13 protein-coding genes and 1 pseudogene are annotated in these 17,643 nt (G+C 39.7%); 6 read left to right on the top strand and 8 right to left on the bottom strand.

Annotated features, from left to right (window positions below; translation table 11 throughout):
* Nucleotides 1–65: 65 nt before the first annotated feature.
* Nucleotides 66–635 carry a TetR/AcrR family transcriptional regulator gene (yhgD, locus tag SOI76_RS08460; protein WP_104078727.1) on the top strand — a complete coding sequence of 190 codons (570 nt, stop codon included), beginning with the start codon at nucleotides 66–68 and terminating at the stop codon, nucleotides 633–635.
* Nucleotides 636–774: 139 nt separating this feature from the next.
* Entirely contained in the window at nucleotides 775–1,794 is a 1,020-nt protein-coding gene (locus SOI76_RS08455; RefSeq protein WP_104078728.1) for an MBL fold metallo-hydrolase, read from the top strand.
* Nucleotides 1,795–1,851: 57 nt separating this feature from the next.
* On the opposite strand, the gene SOI76_RS08450 is transcribed toward SOI76_RS08455, so the two are convergent.
* Complete coding sequence (locus tag SOI76_RS08450; RefSeq protein WP_002061057.1) at nucleotides 1,852–2,220, bottom strand: hypothetical protein; 369 nt, start codon at nucleotides 2,218–2,220, stop codon at nucleotides 1,852–1,854.
* Between the two features lie 407 nt (nucleotides 2,221–2,627).
* On the opposite strand from SOI76_RS08450, the gene SOI76_RS08445 reads away from it, so the two are divergent.
* The gene (locus tag SOI76_RS08445; RefSeq protein WP_005074213.1) at nucleotides 2,628–3,176 is read left to right on the top strand and encodes an RrF2 family transcriptional regulator; all 549 of its coding nucleotides are present in this window, start codon (nucleotides 2,628–2,630) and stop codon (nucleotides 3,174–3,176) included.
* A 156-nt stretch (nucleotides 3,177–3,332) separates the two neighbouring features.
* A pseudogene (yjlD, locus tag SOI76_RS08440) lies at nucleotides 3,333–4,537 on the top strand (NAD(P)/FAD-dependent oxidoreductase).
* A 92-nt stretch (nucleotides 4,538–4,629) separates the two neighbouring features.
* On the opposite strand, the gene SOI76_RS08435 reads toward yjlD, so the two are convergent.
* Entirely contained in the window at nucleotides 4,630–5,322 is a 693-nt protein-coding gene (locus SOI76_RS08435) for a type 1 glutamine amidotransferase domain-containing protein (RefSeq protein ID WP_032003727.1), read from the bottom strand.
* A 156-nt stretch (nucleotides 5,323–5,478) separates the two neighbouring features.
* Here SOI76_RS08435 and SOI76_RS08430 point away from each other — a divergent pair, with 156 nt between their 5' ends.
* Nucleotides 5,479–5,895, top strand: a complete 417-nt coding sequence (locus SOI76_RS08430) for a MerR family transcriptional regulator (RefSeq protein WP_002113932.1) — start codon at nucleotides 5,479–5,481, stop codon at nucleotides 5,893–5,895.
* Between the two features lie 226 nt (nucleotides 5,896–6,121).
* On the opposite strand, the gene lysl is transcribed toward SOI76_RS08430, so the two are convergent.
* The 3 genes from lysl to cpo form a co-directional block, all read right to left on the bottom strand.
* A complete protein-coding gene (gene lysl, locus SOI76_RS08425) occupies nucleotides 6,122–7,189 on the bottom strand; it encodes a saccharopine dehydrogenase family protein (RefSeq protein ID WP_104078729.1) in 1,068 nt (355 codons plus the stop codon).
* Nucleotides 7,190–7,204: 15 nt separating this feature from the next.
* Nucleotides 7,205–8,443 carry an NADH:flavin oxidoreductase/NADH oxidase family protein gene (locus SOI76_RS08420; RefSeq protein WP_104078730.1) on the bottom strand — a complete coding sequence of 413 codons (1,239 nt, stop codon included), beginning with the start codon at nucleotides 8,441–8,443 and terminating at the stop codon, nucleotides 7,205–7,207.
* A gap of 159 nt (nucleotides 8,444–8,602) precedes the next feature.
* Nucleotides 8,603–9,433: an alpha/beta fold hydrolase gene (gene cpo / locus SOI76_RS08415; protein ID WP_104078731.1), complete on the bottom strand. Its 831-nt coding sequence runs from the start codon at nucleotides 9,431–9,433 to the stop codon at nucleotides 8,603–8,605.
* Nucleotides 9,434–9,761: 328 nt separating this feature from the next.
* Between cpo and SOI76_RS08410 the strand changes: the two genes are divergently transcribed.
* Nucleotides 9,762–10,658 (top strand): acetoacetate decarboxylase, encoded by an 897-nt coding sequence (locus SOI76_RS08410; protein WP_104078732.1) that lies wholly within the window; start codon nucleotides 9,762–9,764, stop codon nucleotides 10,656–10,658.
* Nucleotides 10,659–10,754: 96 nt separating this feature from the next.
* On the opposite strand, the gene SOI76_RS08405 is transcribed toward SOI76_RS08410, so the two are convergent.
* From SOI76_RS08405 to SOI76_RS08395, 3 genes are all read right to left on the bottom strand, one after another.
* Entirely contained in the window at nucleotides 10,755–14,195 is a 3,441-nt protein-coding gene (locus SOI76_RS08405; RefSeq protein WP_250621792.1) for a pyruvate carboxylase, read from the bottom strand.
* A 53-nt stretch (nucleotides 14,196–14,248) separates the two neighbouring features.
* A complete protein-coding gene (locus SOI76_RS08400; RefSeq protein WP_104078733.1) occupies nucleotides 14,249–15,418 on the bottom strand; it encodes a hypothetical protein in 1,170 nt (389 codons plus the stop codon).
* Nucleotides 15,419–15,520: 102 nt separating this feature from the next.
* Nucleotides 15,521–17,035: an alanine/glycine:cation symporter family protein gene (locus SOI76_RS08395; RefSeq protein ID WP_104078734.1), complete on the bottom strand. Its 1,515-nt coding sequence runs from the start codon at nucleotides 17,033–17,035 to the stop codon at nucleotides 15,521–15,523.
* Between the last annotated feature and the right edge of the window lie 608 nt (nucleotides 17,036–17,643).

The following is a 17,643-nucleotide window of genomic DNA, read 5'->3' as shown; positions in this document are numbered from 1 at the left end:
ATTACGCTTGCGCTGCTCATATTTTTATGTATGATTGAGTAATCACTCAATTAATATTTTTGTATATGGCTCGTCCTCGCAGTGAAGATAAACGTAATGCAATTTTAAGTGCTGCTATCGAAACATTGGCAGAGCTTGGCGAGCGTGCGTCTACCTCAAAAATTGCCAAAGTTGCTGGCGTGGCAGAAGGTACTTTATTTACCTATTTTAGTAATAAAGAAGAGCTGCTTAACCAGTTATATCTTTCGCTAAAGGCTGAGTTACGTCAGGTGATGATGCTTAGTTACCCTGCTGATTCTGACCTACAAACACAAATGTCGCACATTTGGCAAAGCTATTTGGACTGGAGTTTAGAAGCTCCCCTTAAACGTAAAGTGATGGCGCAGCTTTCGACCTCAGAACAAATTACTGAACAAAGCAAACAAATTGGCATGCAAACCTTTTGTGACCTCACCCAAAACATTCAAGAATGTATTAATGACGGAAAATTAAGAGATTACCCACCGTTATTTATTGCTTCAATTTTAGGTGCGCTTGCCGAAGTTACACTCAATTTTATTGCCCAAGACCCTTCTCAAACCGAGCGTTATCGCAAATCAGGTTTTGAAGCCTTTTGGCATGCAGTTTCAATATAGATAAAAAATAAGGATGCGCGGCGTCCTTATTTTTGAATGAATTAATAAGTGAGTAAATACTCATTTAAATAATCAAAATAAGCACTTAGCCCAAGTTCTTATTTGTACATATAGGTTTGTTCCAATAAGGAAAAACAAAATGACTATTTCAAACACAACAGACTTGCCTGCTCCCTTAATGCCATCTCAACAACACAATGGCAAATTTAGAAATACGCGTCCGAACCAACACCAGCCTTCTTTTGGCAAAACGCTTCAACTTATGTGGAAGTTTCTATTTAACAAACCTAAAGACACAGTTCCGAACAAAGAAATTCCTGTTTTAAGTTTGTCAAAAGAACAGCTTTTAAGTGCACCCGATCGCTCTCTATTTCGTTTGGGCCACTCAACCATCTTGTTAAAACTTCAAAATGAGTTTTGGTTAACCGACCCAGTTTTTTCAGAGCGTGCATCACCTTTTCAATGGCTTGGACCAAAACGTTTCCATCAACCCCCAATTAGCATTGCCGAATTACCACCCATCAAAGGCGTGATTTTGTCGCATAATCACTACGACCACCTCGACTACCATGCAGTCATGCAACTTAACGATAAAGTTGAGCATTTCTTAACACCGCTTGGTGTGGGTGACACTCTCATTAAATGGGGAATTCCAGCAGAAAAAGTTCAACAGCTCGACTGGTGGGACACAACATCTGTCGATGGACTCGAACTGGTGGCTACCCCTGCCCATCATTTTTCAGGCCGTGGTATGGGTGATAGCAATGCGACTCTTTGGGCTTCGTGGGTAATTATTGATAATGATCTACGGGTATTTTTCAGCGGTGACACAGGCTATTTCGATGGGTTTAAAGAGATTGGACATCGTTATGGCCCTTTCGATCTGACCATGTTAGAAACTGGTGCTTACGACCCCGAATGGCCCGATGTTCACATGCAGCCAGAGCAAACTTTACAAGCGCATATCGATTTAAAAGGTCGTCATTTGTTGCCTGTGCACAATGGGACTTTTGATTTGGCACTTCATGCTTGGGATGATCCATTTGAACGTATTGTCGCTTTGGCTCAAAAAAATAATTTAGCGATTAGCACACCGCAAATGGGTGAACTCTTGAATCTTAATGAACCGAATGTCGAAAATTATTGGTGGCGTTCGTAAGTTTGAAGAAATTATTTGGAGAGTAAAAGAATGCTTTTTCTCTCCAATATTTAAATTTTAACTTTTCTTATGTGCCTTCCAAGGAAACTTAATTGTGCACACAACAAAAACCAGAAATAAAAATTGGGAAATATACATATAGTTGAGCAAGTCTCGCCCTACCTTTAATGTAATCCAAGTGTTGTGAATGACATCACTAAATATAATAAGAAAAGTTAGAATTAAGCCGATACGAGGTCTATAAAATAGAAGAATTGCTGCAAGTGGATCAATAAACGTTAAAGATGTCCAATAAATACAAGTAAATAAAGGCGCATTGTTATAGTCCCAAAACAAACCATGCATCAAAACTGTTTGTAAATGGTTGAACCCTGCACCGATAAGGCAAAGTGCATAAATACATCTAATAATAAATTCAGTTTTCAAAACAACTCTCTTATTCATTCATCATGCTATATAAAAAAATATTTTTATTCAGATAAAGCTATTTAATATTTTAAGTAAAACAATCTACGTAAATATAATTTAAATAACTCTATAAATAAATGATAAATGCCTATCCCGTTTCATCTATCTTACTTATAAGTGGTGAACTATTTGATTAAACACCTGTTAGACATTCTTACGATTAAGAGAACTTAATAAAATATTTTTTATAAATTATTAAAATCTGTTTGTTTAATAAAGTTTAAATTATTCAATCAGATACATTCATAATTAACACTTTTAAATAGCCTTCTTTAAACTAGGACTAACCTTGTCCTAGTTTTATTGTTGACTTAAAACACAGACTACATTAGTCTGTGTTTGTAATTGATCAATTATGAAATTAAATGGCTTATATCACTAGTAGCGTCGAGTATGCGATTCATTGTCTTCTTTTTCTTGTGAACAATGAAGATAAACCTTTGAGTAGTAAGGACCTTGCTGAATTACAAGGAGTCTCTCCGAGTTTTATGGCCAAGATTTTTCCTAAACTTGAAAAGGCAGGTCTCGTTATTGCTCAGGAAGGTGTTCGTGGTGGATATTTACTGGCTCGATCTGCTCACGAAATCAGTTTTTTAGATATCGTGAATGCAATTGAGGGTGAAAAACCGCTTTTTGAGTGTCAAGAAGTTCGTGGAAAATGTGCAGTTTTTAACAATGCCCCGCCAGATTGGGCAACCAGTGGTGTGTGTGCAGTGCATGCAGTCATGCTACAAGCCGAAAAAGCCATGCGAGATGCTTTAGGTGCTCATACACTTGGCGATATTGCAGACCGTTTTGGCCGTTATGCACCTGACGTGTTTTTTAGTGATGTAAATGGCTGGATCAATGAACGCATCGAAGGAAGAACAGCAAAAATGCGTAAAAGTAAAATATCGCGGGATACCCCCGACTAATGAACTGATAGGGTTCGTACCCTAACATAAAATTCCCTTAATTCTTTTTAAACGCCTTCTCAGATTTTTCGGACAATCAGGGAAAGGATTCGCTCACCCAAAATTTTGTGATGAGTTGGAATGTGATGTCCGAAAATCTATCAAAAGGATAATCAAATGAGTAAGCGTATTATTATTGCAGGTTCTGGCTTTGCTGGTTTATGGGCGGCACTCGCTGCACAAAGAGCAATTCACTTAGCGTCGCAAGAACAAAACATTGAGGTGCTGATGGTTTCCCCTAGCCCCAATGTTGGGATTCGTCCTCGTCTTTATGAAGCTGTGCTTGAAAACATGAATCCAGATATTTCAGCGTTATTAAGTGTGGTGGGGGTTAAATTTCTGGCAGGTTGGGTAGATAAAATTAACGCCGATCAACAGACCATCGAAGTTTCAACCACCGATGGCAACAAACAATCCTTAAGCTATGACCGTTTTATTCTGGCAACAGGAAGTGCGACGTTTATGCCCCCGATATCAGGTCTTACCGAATATGGCTTTAGCGTAAGCACACTAGAAGATGCTGAAAAACTAGACCAACATCTTAAAAACTTAGCCAGTAAACCTGCAAATGCAGCGCGTAATACCGTAGTCGTTGCAGGTGGTGGTCTTACCGGGTTAGAAACTGTTACCGAAATGCCTGAACGTCTGCGTAGCATTTTAGGTGAAACTGATGCCCGTGTAGTTTTAGTGGATTCCTCAACAGAAATTGGCGCGGCGATGGGTGACCAAGCTGCTACTGTTATTCGAGAAGCCCTTAACGAGCTGGGTGTTGAAGGTAAAGCTGGACTGCGCGTGACTGCACTTGATGCAACTGGTGTGACCCTTTCTAATGGCGAAAAAATTGAAGCAGAAACCGTGATCTGGAATGCGGGCATGCGAGCTAACTCACTCACTTCTCAAATTGCAGGTGAAAAAGATAATTTGGGCCGTTTGATTGGGGATGCTTATTTACATGCACCCGAAGCAAAAAACATTTTTGTGACTGGCGACACTGTAAAAGTTCCTACCGATGATTTAGGTAACTTTAACATGATGTCGTGTCAGCACGCCATGAGTCTAGGCCGTGTAGCGGGTTACAATGCTGCGGCAGAATTAGTTGATTTACCACTTCATCCATACAGCCAACCGAAGTATGTCACTTGTGTTGACTTAGGTCCTTGGGGCGCACTTATACTGAAGGATGGGATCGACAGGTTCAATTTGTGCGTGATGAAGCTAAAAAAATTAAACAAGAAATTAATACTGTTTGGATTTATCCACCAGCTGCAAACCGTGAAGCAGTTTTTGCAATAGCAAACCCTGATTTTGTAATTGTTCCTTAAGGTTAATTTTTACACGAATTCATTTATTTAAAACCCTAAAAGAAAGCCCATCGCTGGTCCTACTTTTAGGGTTTTATATTTGAATCATTAAATTATGACTTTTCTAGCTCTTCTATTATCGCTAAAGCCGTCTTTTTAGCTGAAAAAGGGTTTTGACCGGTAATTAATTTGCCGTCTTGAACGACATATGGTGCAAAAGGAATAAAAGCCTTTTCATAACGAGCACCATATTCTTTCGCTAACTCTTCGGCATTGTACGGCACTTTTTTTGCCACCCCTGCCAAAACCTCTTCACTCCATGCAAAGCCTGTTAATTTTTTACCTTTTATAAGTCGTTCACCATTTGAAAGTCTGACATTGAGCAAGCCACAATAGCCATGACAAACACTCGAAACAATGCCGCCTTTTTCATAAATGTTTTTGGTGATTTCTTGCAATTCAGGGTTATCTAAAAAATCCCACATCACCCCATGGCCACCTGTGTAATAGATCACGTCATAGTCTTGCCAATTAATATCGGAAGGCTTAAAGGTATTTGCCAGCAGCGTAATAAAAGCCTGATCTTTTTCTCGGTCTTTAACAGATTTATCTGCCACTAAAGGCACAAGCGATTTTGGTTCAATTGGAGTTTTTCCACCATTTGGACTCACAATATCTTGCACATAACCTTGTTTTTCAAACTCATCATAGGCATGGGTAAGTTCACCTAACCACAGTCCTGTTTGTTGATCTACATCCTTATAGCGTGAAACATTGGTCACGACATGTAATATGCGTTTAGACATTTTCTCACCTCATTTTTCATATTTATAATTCTATTCTTTCATCTATCAAAGCATAGAAAGTTGTTACTGAAAGTGTGTGCTTGGTAAAGTTATGAACCTTGCTTTTGTGTTACTATAAGTCTAAAGTTAGCTTGAATGTCAAGAGAGTATGTAGCTATGAATATTAGCGAGTTATCGAAATTAAGTGGTTTAAGTACCCCTACTATTCGTTATTACGAGCAAATTAAACTCTTGCCTAAAGCCAAAAGAAAATCGAATGGTTACCGTGAATATACCGATAACGATTTGAAACAACTTTCTTTAATTCAACAAGCCCAGCAAGTTGGGTTTTCCTTAGCAGAAATTAAAGCATTTTTGCCGTCGAAAGTTGTCGCTTGGGATCATGATGCTCTCATTCAAACGATTGAAACCAAAATTCAGGAAATAGAAATTTTAGAACAAAAGCTAAAAGTCAGTAAGCAAAACTTACATACCATGATTGAAGCTATTAATAACAAACCAGATGAAATTACATGTGAGCAAAATGCAGAACGTCTGATGAATCTCTATTTTGACAACGCAAAAACACCATAATTTCAATTAGAGTTAATCGCTCTCGCGTTGTATAGATGGGTACTGGTATCAACTAAGTAACCACAGCATTTAAGTATCATTTTATAAATCTAAAAAAACGAATTACGGACCCACGCTGTAATTCGTTTTTTCATGCAAATACTATAGAAAAAAATCAGCCAATCTTTTGATAGTGAAAACCTTACTCGGGACCATCAATAAATGTGCTGTTTTAATAAAGGCTTTATTAATTAATGACCAGTGGACCAGAACCCGGTAGTTCGGTCACTAGCTTATAACCCATCAATTTTGCAGGTGTGTATGTACCACCCTTAACGGTATTTTTGAGTAAATAATTCACCACAGTCAGTGAGCCATTTACGGTAAGGCTATAAGCGTTTTCCGTTTGGATGCGGGCGGTTTTGATTTCCCCACGCGTATTTCTTGCTTCACCCCAAACATAGGTAGGTACTTTTGCGCGAAGTTCCTCATTTGGCCCAACAACCGTTTTTTCAATACGCGATTTAATAAACTTCTGTACAGCATTAATTTTTAATACTGGGCGTAAATAGTTCATCATTTTCGCGCCCATAATCATTTTGGGAAATGCAGGTACAAATACTTCAATGTTTGGAATACCTGTTGTATAGAACGCTGTAGATACGTCTCCCCACGGAACACTCATGGCACTTTTTTTACCGTCACCAAAATCAATGGTTCGAACATAATGGGCTAATGGAACGGTGGTAATTTTTCCGTTTTTACGAATTTTTCCGCCTTCGGCCATGCCTTCTGTACTTGTTTTAGCTGTACCTGGTGAAAACCCTGTTCTAGAGTCAAAACCAAGCGCTAAATGAGTCGCATCTGGCAATGCTTCTTTCAGTGCAGCAGCAACACAATCTGTCGGGATCACATCGAAACCGACACCCGGACAAAGCACAACATCGGCTTTTTCAGCTTGGCTGTTAAGTGACTGTGCCAATTCAAATACGGCGATTTCACCAGTAATATCTAGATAGTGAGCACCAGCCTTTATACAAGCTTCCATCATGGGTTTTGATGTTGCTGAAAATGGCCCTGCACAGTGCATCACCAATTTAAAGCCTTGGAGTTGTTCACTTACCGCATCTACGTTATCAAGCCCAAAAGCTTTATAGTCGAGCCCCAACTCTTGAGCAAGTGCAGCAACTTTCGCTTTATTACGACCAGCCAAAGTTGGTTTTAGATCTTGGCGTACAGCTTCACGAGCGATTAACTCGCCCGTGTAGCCATTTGCTCCATAAATTATCCAGTTTGAATCGTTAGGATTTGTCATAACACAACTCACTTATTAAGAAGCAAATGAATAGTCACGCATGCCTTTTTTGTATTGGCGGGTACGGCATGACATCGCTGATTGTTGCAAAATTAAAGCCCAAGCTGGTGAAACATTTGGTTTTGTTTTTTTACCAGCGCTTAAATTACGTAACTGGAATTTCACCACTGCCATATTGGCAAGAGAAGCGAATGTTTTATTTTCCCACGTAATTGGCTTGAGTTCAGGTGAAACATTTTTGCCTTGTTTCCAAGCTTTTGGCAAATTAGGTTCAATCGCTAAAGCTGTGGCGATACCGACCATATCAACACCACTTTCAACCACTTGCTCTGCCACTTGTTTACGGCGTATGCCACCTGTGACCATAACAGGCATTTTGGCAACTTTACGAATTTCTTGTGCAAACTCTAAAAAGTAAGCTTCTCGAGCGAGTGTTCGGCCATCACGTGCTTGACCTTGCATGGCTGGCGCTTCATAGCTACCACCTGAAAGTTCAACCAAATCGACTGCATGCTCATTTAGCATTTTAACCACTTGTTGAGCATCTTCAGCGCTAAACCCACCACGTTGGAAATCGGCTGAATTTAGTTTCACTGCAACAGTAAACTGAGGCGAAACTACTTTACGAACAGCTTCTACAATCTCAATTAAAATACGAGCGCGATTTTCTAAAGAACCACCCCATTGATCTTGGCGTTTATTACTCAGTGGAGAAAGGAACTGACTTAATAAATAACCATGTGCTGCATGAATCTCTACACCAGTAAATCCTGCTTTTTCACCTAAACGCGCCGTATTTGCAAAACGCTGAATCACCTCTGCAATCATAGATTCAGTCATTTCAATTGGCGTGTTGAAGCGATTTGACATTTTGCCAAGATCAAGTGAAATAGCTGATGGTGCCCACGTCTGCTGACCAAGATTGGCTTGCATCTGGCGACCTGGATGGTTAATTTGAAGCCACATCTGAGCGCCTTTTGAGCGCCCAATTTGTGCCCATTTTTTAAAAGTATCCAGATGCTTTTCATCTTCAAGCACGACACCGCCCGGTCCAGTCATTGCTCGGCGATCTACCATTACATTTCCGGTAATGATTAGACCTACGCCACCATTTGCCCAAGCCTGATATAAACGCATTAATTCTTCTGATGGTGCATGGTTTAAATCAGCCATATTTTCTTCCATGGCTGCTTTAGCAATACGGTTAGGAACATATGAGCCATTTGGGAATACTAATTTTTCGAACACTTTCATTGGAATGACCTCATTCAGTATGGCTTTACTTTAAGATTAAAGCTAACTTTAATGTCAATACCTTTTATTATTTCTATATTTATTACTTTCAGTTTCAGTAATTTGTAAGTAAAAAAGAGGCTCTTAACGCCTCTTTTTTTAAAGTTTAAATGTTTTTAATTATTCACGAATAAAGGCCAATAAATCAGCATTAATCACTTCATGGTTTACAGTTAACATGCCGTGAGAAAAACCCGGATAGATTTTGAGTTGGCTATTTTGAAGTAATTCAGCAGATTTTACGCCAGACGTTTTATAAGGCACGATCTGGTCGTCATCACCATGTAACACCAAAACAGGAATGGTGATTTTCTTTAAATCTTCTGTAAAGTCAGTTTGTGAGAATGCCACAATGCCATCGTAATGCGCTTTTGCACTGCCCGTCATGCCCTGACGCCACCAGTTCGAAATGATACCTTCCGATGGTTTCGCATCTGGTCGGTTAAAACCATAGAATGGGCCAGATGGAAGGTCTCGGAAAAATTGCGCACGGTTTGTGAGTACTTGATTTTGAAGGTCATCAAAAACTTCTTTTGGTAAACCTTCAGGATTATTTTCAGTTTGAACCATTAGTGGGGGTACTGCACTGACAAGTACAGCTTTTGCAACGTTTTCCTGACCATGACGTGCAATATAGCGGACTACCTCGCCACCACCAGTTGAGTGTCCAATATGAATAGCATTTTTAATATCGAGATGTTTAACCACTTCTGCAACATCATCTGCATAATGGTCCATATCGTGACCATCCCACACCTGACTTGAACGCCCATGGCCGCGTCTGTCATGAGCCACCACACGGTAGCCTTGTCCTAAAAAGAAAAGTAATTGTGTATCCCAATCATCTGAACTCAAAGGCCAACCGTGATGAAAAAATAAAACTTGGGCATCGCGTGGCCCCCAGTCTTTATAGAAAATGTCTATGCCATCTTTTGTGGTTACATATCCCATCTTTGTACTCCTGCTGAAAATCTGCTTCTAGATTCGTTATAAAGGTATGAATGTTTATCGTAAGATTAAAGTTAGCTTTAAGGTCAATAGTCTCAATCTTATTGTTAAAATAAAATTTATATGAAGACTCTACTGTACTCTGTATCTTTTTAATCTTTAATTGTTTTTTATTTTATTTTTTTTAAATGTCAAAGACTTTACAGCTAGAAATTAAAGTCTTGACTTTAAAGTGAACTTTAACCTTATAGTGCCGACATTGGCTATAAATTAACACGTCTTTATAAGGCAACCGTAGCTACTTGGTCAGTTAATGTTAAAGGTAACACTCATGAATATAAAACAACAATTTACTGAGGTTGAATTTGGGCAACAAAAAGTCAAAGTACCTAAAGGTGGTTACTATGACCGTTTTAGAATGCATCCAGATCTAGATGAAATTGCCCAAGATCCAGCTGCTGGCAACATCGATTTTTTCCGTCATATTCCTAAAAAAATTGTAGAGTCACGTGTTGGTCCTGTTTGGGCGCCGAACTTTTATTATCATAGTGCAAATGTTCAGCTATTAATGCTTGCTCCCATTAAATATATTAAGGCAAAACTTCCTGATGCTTTAACGCCCTTACAACCATTTCCGGGTTATGGGTTAGTCGCCGTCACTTTTTTCTCTTATTCGGTTTGTGACAATGATCCCTATAACGAAGTGTCGATTGCGATTGTTGTACGCAAACCCAAGGCTCGTGGGCCACATATTGCAGAGTTAATGAAATCGATGCGTCAACGTCATTTTCATGCACATGTTTTAGCTTTACCTGTCGATACTGAAATCGCCCGAGTACGGGGTATATATGGTTACCAGCTACCAAAATGGTTAACTAAAATTGACGTCGACATTAATTCAAAAGAAGTTCAAGCCAATATTTTTGATCTTAATGGAAAACTAGATTTAAGTTTAAAAACTGCTGTTCCTACTTTAAAACATATCGATTCTGAAACACATATTAATAAAGCAACCATGCTACATGTAGTCGATGGCAAATGGCATCAAACAGACGTTCAATCAAACGTTCTTTCTTTTGCGCAAAAGCTTTTTCCAAAGAAATTACAACTTGTGAAAAATGAAGGCCCTTTGACAAAGCTGCTAAATGAACTTGGCGCTTCAAAAATTCTCCGCTTAGATGTTATCCAAGATGCTCAGGTAGTACTTAATTTGCCTACTCCGCTATAAATTTATTGTTAAAAATATCACTATTTTTGAAAATATATTAAGAAGCCTGTTGTTAGAGCTTCTTAATATATTGAAATAAAAATATATTTTCGATTTCTAACTTAATGTTAAAACCAAATCCATATTTCTAACTTGCTTACCCGCACTCATTAAAACTTCCTGAACCACACAGTCCTGATCAGCTTTAATGGCAAGCTCCATCTTCATCGCTTCAATGGTAAATAAGGTTTCACCCTTCTTGACCGACTGACCCAATTTCACAGGTACTGTACTAATCATCCCTGGCATTGAAGCACCGATATGTTTCGGATTTGTCGGGTCAGCCTTCGGATGAGCCGTTACTTCTTTTTGGCTTGCCTGTTTAATCTGGACCAGACGCAACTGACCATTCAGCTCTACAAACAGATCAATCACACCATCTTTGGCTTCTGAACGGCCCAGCAGTTTTATTTCCAGTGTCTTGCCGCGTTCAAGTTCGATTTCAACTGGACTTTGCTCTTTTAAACCATAAAAGAAGGCTGAAGATGGAATACTTGATACCGTGCCATACTTCAGTTTGTGCTTCATAAAGTCGTTAAAGACTTTTGGATACATAAGATATGACGCCAGTTCCTGTTCGGTCAGTTGTTTACCAAACATATTTTCAAGCATTGCTTTTTCACCGTTCAAGTCGACTGACGGCATCACTGCTCCAGGACGATCACTTAAAGGCGTTGCTCCTTTTAATACTTTGTGCTGTAACTCTTTTGGAAAACCATGTGCCGGTGTACCTAGCTCACCTTTAAACAGTGAAACCACCGATTCAGGGAAATCAATCTCAAGTTTCGGGTTTTCAATATCTTCTGAATTCAGGTGATTCGACACCATATATAAAGCCATATCACCCACCACTTTAGAGGTTGGGGTAACTTTCACAATGTCACCAAACAATAAGTTGACTTGTGCATAGGCATCGGAAACTTCTGACCAACGTTCTTCAATGCCAAGGGAACGAGCCTGTTCACGTAAATTGGTATATTGTCCACCCGGCATTTCATGGTGATAGACATCGGCCGTACCCGCGCGCATATCCGCTTCAAACGGTGCATAAATATGGCGTACACCTTCCCAGTAAGTTGAAAGCTGTTGCAGGTTATTAGGGTTGAGTCCTGTATCACGATCGGTATTTTGTAAAGCTGCAACCACCGAGCCCATGCTAGGTTGTGAAGTGAGTCCACTCATGGCATCCATGGCGGTATCGACTGCATCAACGCCAGCATCGATGGCAGACAAAATGCTGGCCGCGGCAATACCACTGGTATCATGGGTGTGAAAATGAATCGGCAATCCGGTTTCTTCTTTCAATGCCTTGATCAGCTCACGTGCTGCGGCGGGTTTACAAATACCGGCCATATCCTTAATGGCAAGGATGTTCGCCCCTGCTTTTTGCAGTTGCTTTGCCATATCGACATAGTAGTTAAGGTTATATCTGCGGTTGTTGTCAAAGATATCACTGGTATAGCAAATTGCTGTTTCACACAGCATGCCTGACTCTCGAACTGCATCAATGGCAACCCGCATGTTATCGACTGCATTGAGTGAGTCAAATACACGGAATAGATCAATCCCACCTTGTGCGGCCTGCGTAATAAAGTGACGGACGACATTATCTGGATAGTTGGTATACCCTACAGCATTAGATGAGCGAAGCAGCATTTGGAATAGAATGTTTGGCACAGCTTGGCGAAGTTGAGCCAGACGCTCCCATGGGTCTTCTTTTAAAAAGCGCATCGACACATCAAAGGTTGCCCCGCCCCAACATTCCAGTGAAAACAGCTCACTGGCCATATGAGAATAATAAGGTGCAATCGCCAACATATCTGCGGTACGCATTCGTGTTGCAAATAAGGACTGATGGGCATCACGCATGGTGGTATCAGTGACCAATACCCGCTTTTGATCTAGCATCCAGTTTGAGAAACCCTTTGCACCCAGTAATTTAAACTGGTCTCGGGTTCCACTCGGAAGATGCTGGTTTAAGTTAAATGTCGGTAACTGTGCTGGAGCTGGTACAGTTTCGGGAAGTGAACGCCCTTTGAGTTCGGGTTGTCCATTAACGGTAATGTCACCTAAAAACTCCAGTAACTTAGTCGCACGGTCCTGCTTAGGTTTAAGGTTAAATAGTTCTGGTGTGCTATCAATAAATCGGGTGGTACAGGTGCCTTGTGTAAATAAAGGATGAGTCACCACATTTTCTAGAAATGCCAGATTATTTGAGACACCGCGGATACGAAACTCCTGTAACGCTCGCAGCATACGGGCATTGGCTTCATCCCCACTTGCACCGCGAACTGTGACTTTAGCGAGTAAGGAATCATAATATGGCGTAATGACTGCACCAGTATAAGCTGTACCACTGTCTACCCGCACGCCGAAACCAGTTGCGCTACGAAAAGCAGTGAGACGTCCATAGTCCGGCATAAAACCATTTTTAGGGTCTTCTGTGGTGAGTCGACATTGCAGTGCATAGCCTAATAATTTGATCTGCTCTTGTGGCGGAATAAAACTACTGCCATCTCCGACCGCAGCTCCCTCAGTCACCCGAATTTGTGCCTTAACAATATCAATGCCAGTAATTTCTTCAGTAACCGTATGTTCAACCTGAATGCGCGGGTTTACTTCAATAAAGTAAAAGTCCTCTGTTTCGGCATCCATTAAAAACTCAACCGTACCCGCATGGGTGTAATCTACCGCACGGGCCAGTCTTAAAGCAGCGTCACAAATTTTACTGCGCTGCGTTTCTGACAAATAAGGTGCTGGCGCACGCTCGACCACCTTCTGGTTACGTCGTTGTACCGTACAATCCCTTTCAAACAGATGTACGATATTGCCATGGGTATCCCCCAAAATCTGTACTTCGACATGGCGGGCATGGCGAATCAGTTTCTCTAGATAGACTTCGTCATTGCCAAATGCGGATTTGGCTTCACGACGTGCAACGATAATTGCATCTTCGAGTTCATTTTCATTTTCAACCACACGCATGCCACGACCACCGCCACCCCAGCTCGCTTTAAGCATGAGTGGATACCCCACTTCAGCCGCTAGTAATTGGCAGTCTTCAATACGTTCCGGTAGTGCCGATGTGGCAGGAACAACAGGCACACATGCAACCATTGCAACGTTACGTGCCATTACCTTGTTGCCTAACTGACGCATTACTTCCGGTTTTGGACCGATAAAACGGATTCCCGCTTGGCTACAGGCCTCGGCAAACTCAGGGTTTTCAGACAAGAAACCATAGCCCGGGTGAATGGCATCTACGCCTGCCTCAAGTGCAATACGGATAATATCTTCAATATCCAGATAGGCCGCGATTGGCTTTTTGCCAGCGCCTACCCGATAAGCTTCATCTGACTTAAAGCGATGCAGGGCAAATTTATCTTCTTCTGCATAAATTGCGACCGTGCGGATGCCCAGTTCTGTAGCAGCACGCATCACTCGAATTGCGATTTCACCACGGTTGGCAATTAGTATTTTTTGAATAGGTTTAATCATCTCTTTAACCATCAAATTTATAAATCTCTATGAAAATCTTTTGAGATAACTTTTTAGAAGTTATAGAAGAATAAAAGATTCAATAATCTACTCCACCCTTGGTCATCACCTTGGGCAAAAGAGTCTGCATTTCCGCCTATAAACGGGTCATTTTTTCCGAGCATATATTCGGCCGCGACAGAAAAATGCCCTTTATCTGCCTGAACACCAAAAATATTTCGGGTAGAAGTTTTAAAATCTTTAGGGTCTTTACGCAAAGCACTGTATGTTGCATAGGGGGTTAGAGACCAACCGTAAAGTACATCCTTAAAAACATAATTGATGTCTGCGGTATAAAAATTGCCTTCATTAGCTAAGTTATAAGAACTATCAAATGAACCGATTACGGAATAATCGCGACCTAAAACATCATGATTAGAAACCTTATTTTTGCCTGCGGTTAGCGTAATATTTGCATTCTTATAATTTATCTTACTAAACAGAGCCCAAGCATTTCGGTGACCAGTTTCAGAGTTATCTTTATTTTCAATGTCTGAATACCAGTAAGATGAACCTACATTTAGCTTTAAATCTGGATACACAGATAAAGGAACTTCTTGTTGTACCCGTACAATAAACATATTTTTTTCTTTTACATATGGGTCACTGTCATTATCGGGATCAACATAATTAGCCGAATAACGGGAAGAATCTTTACTATTACCCGTATAATTTCCCGCATCACGTGCGAAAAATGCTGCATCGAGTTTGGTAGTCGTAAAAGGTTTTGTTGAATAGCTGATCCCCAGATTATGTACATCTTCTAAACCAGCATTAATTAAAACACCACCATACCAACTCGTAGACCAGCCACGCCCAGGTCCAAAAGGTACTTCCTGAACACCTAAGGTAACTCTATTATTTTCATTAAACTTGTACCCTAAATTAGCATCAACAAGTGATGAAAAATCGCATAATTTATCGAATTGATAACAACGATATTCAAAGTTTCCGAATAAATTCTTAGCATCGTATTTAACAGCTATTTTTGCTGCGTCAAACTTTAGTTTGTGCTCATTATCAGAATAGTCTTTATCCTGAATATTAGCCCGTAACCAACCGGAAACTGAGACCTCACCAGAATCAGTATTTGCGTCCCCAAATTTTAATGTGTCTGCAAAAAGATGAGGTGAAAGTGTAGATAAAGCTCCGCCAAGAAGAAGATTGATTCTCCATTTTAACATTTCATATTTCCTTTAATATCAAGATTATTCTCTTCTTTAATTTCCTTTTTAAAGAAGAAAGATGGGTGCTTAGACTTATTTAACTCTACATAGGGGAAACATTTAAGCTATTTTACGACTGCTGTTTTTTTTTACAGAAACTGACTTTTCAATAGATGGTGTTATTAGGGACGCTTTTTTCTGATCAGCATATTCCTCCCAATAAGTCGCATTTTTAATACCTACTTCTCTCGGGTCAAACACCGGATCTTTTCCAGCTTTGCGTTGTCTGTCGTAATCTTTTAATACTTTCAATAATGGTTTACTTAACAAAATTAAAGCAATTAGATTGACATACGCCATGCTACCGAAAGTGATGTCACCAAGTGCCCACATTGTTTCGGTACTTGAAATACTGCCCAAGAACAATGCAGTAAGACTAGCAATTTTTGCAATTGTCTTAAAAATTGGATATTTATTTTGACGATCAAAGTACGCAATACCTGACTCAGCAATATAGTAATAGGTCATTAATGTTGTGAATGCAAAAACTAGAATTGCTAGAGAAATTAGCCAAGCACCAGCATCATGAAATACTGTTTGTAGTGCCATAGAAGTCCATTCTGCACCTGCTGCTACGCCAGGTACATGTTCAACTAATGGTGATGTACTACCAGGAGGTGTAACGTTATACATTCCGGTAATTAAGATCATTAACCCAGAGCTAGTTAAAATTAATGCTGTTTCGAAGAAAATAGAGAATGCTTGAATTAGACCTTGTTTAACAGGATGGGAAGTCATCGCAGCAGCAGAAGCAAATGTTGACTCGCCAGCACCTGCGGCACTTGCAAAGACTGCACGGCGTACCCCCCAATTTACAGCTTGACCAATAATCGCACCAAAAACTGCATCCATACCAAATGCACTTTTTACAATTAAAGCAAATGTTTCAGGTATCTGATCATAATGTGCACAGAGTAAAACTACTGTAGCCAAAACATACAGACCTGACATGGTTGGTACAATTTTTTCAGCTGCACGAGCAATACTTTTTACACCACCCCAAATTATTAATCCGATCCCAATAGTCACCACGATACCAGAGATATATGGGGGGATATGGAATGTAGATTTAAAGGTAGTTGCAATAGTATTCATTTGAATACCAGGCATCATAACCGTATAAGAAATAATTAATACGACTGCGGCTATAGCTGCAAAAGGCTTAAGTTTTAATCCACGATCAATATAATAGTGAACACCACCATAATATTGATCGCCCTCTTTAAACTTATATAACTGAGCTACTGTAGATTCACTGAAAGCTAATGCACCTGCAAGGAATCCCATTATAATCATCCAGAAAATTGCACCTGGACCGCCCATACCAACAGCTAAAGCTACCCCTGCAATATTTCCAACACCAATACGTCCAGCTAATGCCATAAATAGTGCTTGTCTTGGCGATATTCCCGAACTATCTTCTTTTTTCTCACGTATTACACGGAACATTTCGCGAAAGTACCGAAATTGAACGCCTCGAGTAATAAACGTAAAATAAATGCCAACACCAAGCGCCAAATAAACTAGCGTATCGCTCCATAGATATCCCACTATGGTATGTATTAATTGTTCCATTTCCGTTACCTTATTCCATTTCCTTATACGAATTAAGCAAGGTTCAGTTTTTTAAAGACGCAAGAACCCTACATAATGCATGTATATGTATTTGATCTATATGCCATAATTACTATTTAGTAGAACTAAAATGGCATAATTGAAAACTTCCTTATCTAGTCGCTATATCCTTCTTGTTCTTTTTAGCTCCTGAAATACTCTTCTAGATTTAGGCCATGACAAAATAGTCTTAAGACTTTTGCAGAGGTACTTACTTGGTTTGAAGAATGAAGAACCCAATTAAAAGTGATTATTAAATTTAATAATCGCTTTATCTGCTCTTTCATACATATAGATAAATTCTTATTTGAAAAAATCAGAAGGTCTTGTTTGGTCGTATAACCAGCTATCCCTACTATTGATCTTTTTAAACGTAGTAGATTTTGTCTCATAATTATTCCCTTTATGACTAATCCAAGCTTTGTATCTCAAAACGATATGTGTACTTGAATGCATCAAATGCTTTTGAAATTTCACTATTAGACTCATCCCAACAGCTAACTTTCTATATGTACAAACTTAGTTTTTCATCCATTTTAAGTTGTGTACAATATTGCATACATTAAAAA

This window comes from Acinetobacter pittii (assembly GCF_034064985.1).
Taxonomy (GTDB): Bacteria; Pseudomonadota; Gammaproteobacteria; order Pseudomonadales; family Moraxellaceae; genus Acinetobacter; species Acinetobacter pittii_H.
This window is presented reverse-complemented; position numbering and strand designations above follow the sequence as displayed.

Coding starts and splice junctions, on each gene's coding strand:
- SOI76_RS08405 (WP_250621792.1), bottom strand. CDS start 14,195: ATGATTAAACCTATTCAAAAAATACTAATTGCCAACCGTGGTGAAATC.
- SOI76_RS08430 (WP_002113932.1), top strand. CDS start 5,479: ATGAATATTAGCGAGTTATCGAAATTAAGTGGTTTAAGTACCCCTACT.
- lysl (WP_104078729.1), bottom strand. CDS start 7,189: ATGACAAATCCTAACGATTCAAACTGGATAATTTATGGAGCAAATGGC.
- SOI76_RS08445 (WP_005074213.1), top strand. CDS start 2,628: ATGGCTTATATCACTAGTAGCGTCGAGTATGCGATTCATTGTCTTCTT.
- SOI76_RS08435 (WP_032003727.1), bottom strand. CDS start 5,322: ATGTCTAAACGCATATTACATGTCGTGACCAATGTTTCACGCTATAAG.
- SOI76_RS08410 (WP_104078732.1), top strand. CDS start 9,762: ATGAATATAAAACAACAATTTACTGAGGTTGAATTTGGGCAACAAAAA.
- SOI76_RS08420 (WP_104078730.1), bottom strand. CDS start 8,443: ATGAAAGTGTTCGAAAAATTAGTATTCCCAAATGGCTCATATGTTCCT.
- yhgD (WP_104078727.1), top strand. CDS start 66: ATGGCTCGTCCTCGCAGTGAAGATAAACGTAATGCAATTTTAAGTGCT.
- SOI76_RS08400 (WP_104078733.1), bottom strand. CDS start 15,418: ATGTTAAAATGGAGAATCAATCTTCTTCTTGGCGGAGCTTTATCTACA.
- cpo (WP_104078731.1), bottom strand. CDS start 9,433: ATGGGATATGTAACCACAAAAGATGGCATAGACATTTTCTATAAAGAC.
- SOI76_RS08455 (WP_104078728.1), top strand. CDS start 775: ATGACTATTTCAAACACAACAGACTTGCCTGCTCCCTTAATGCCATCT.
- SOI76_RS08395 (WP_104078734.1), bottom strand. CDS start 17,035: ATGGAACAATTAATACATACCATAGTGGGATATCTATGGAGCGATACG.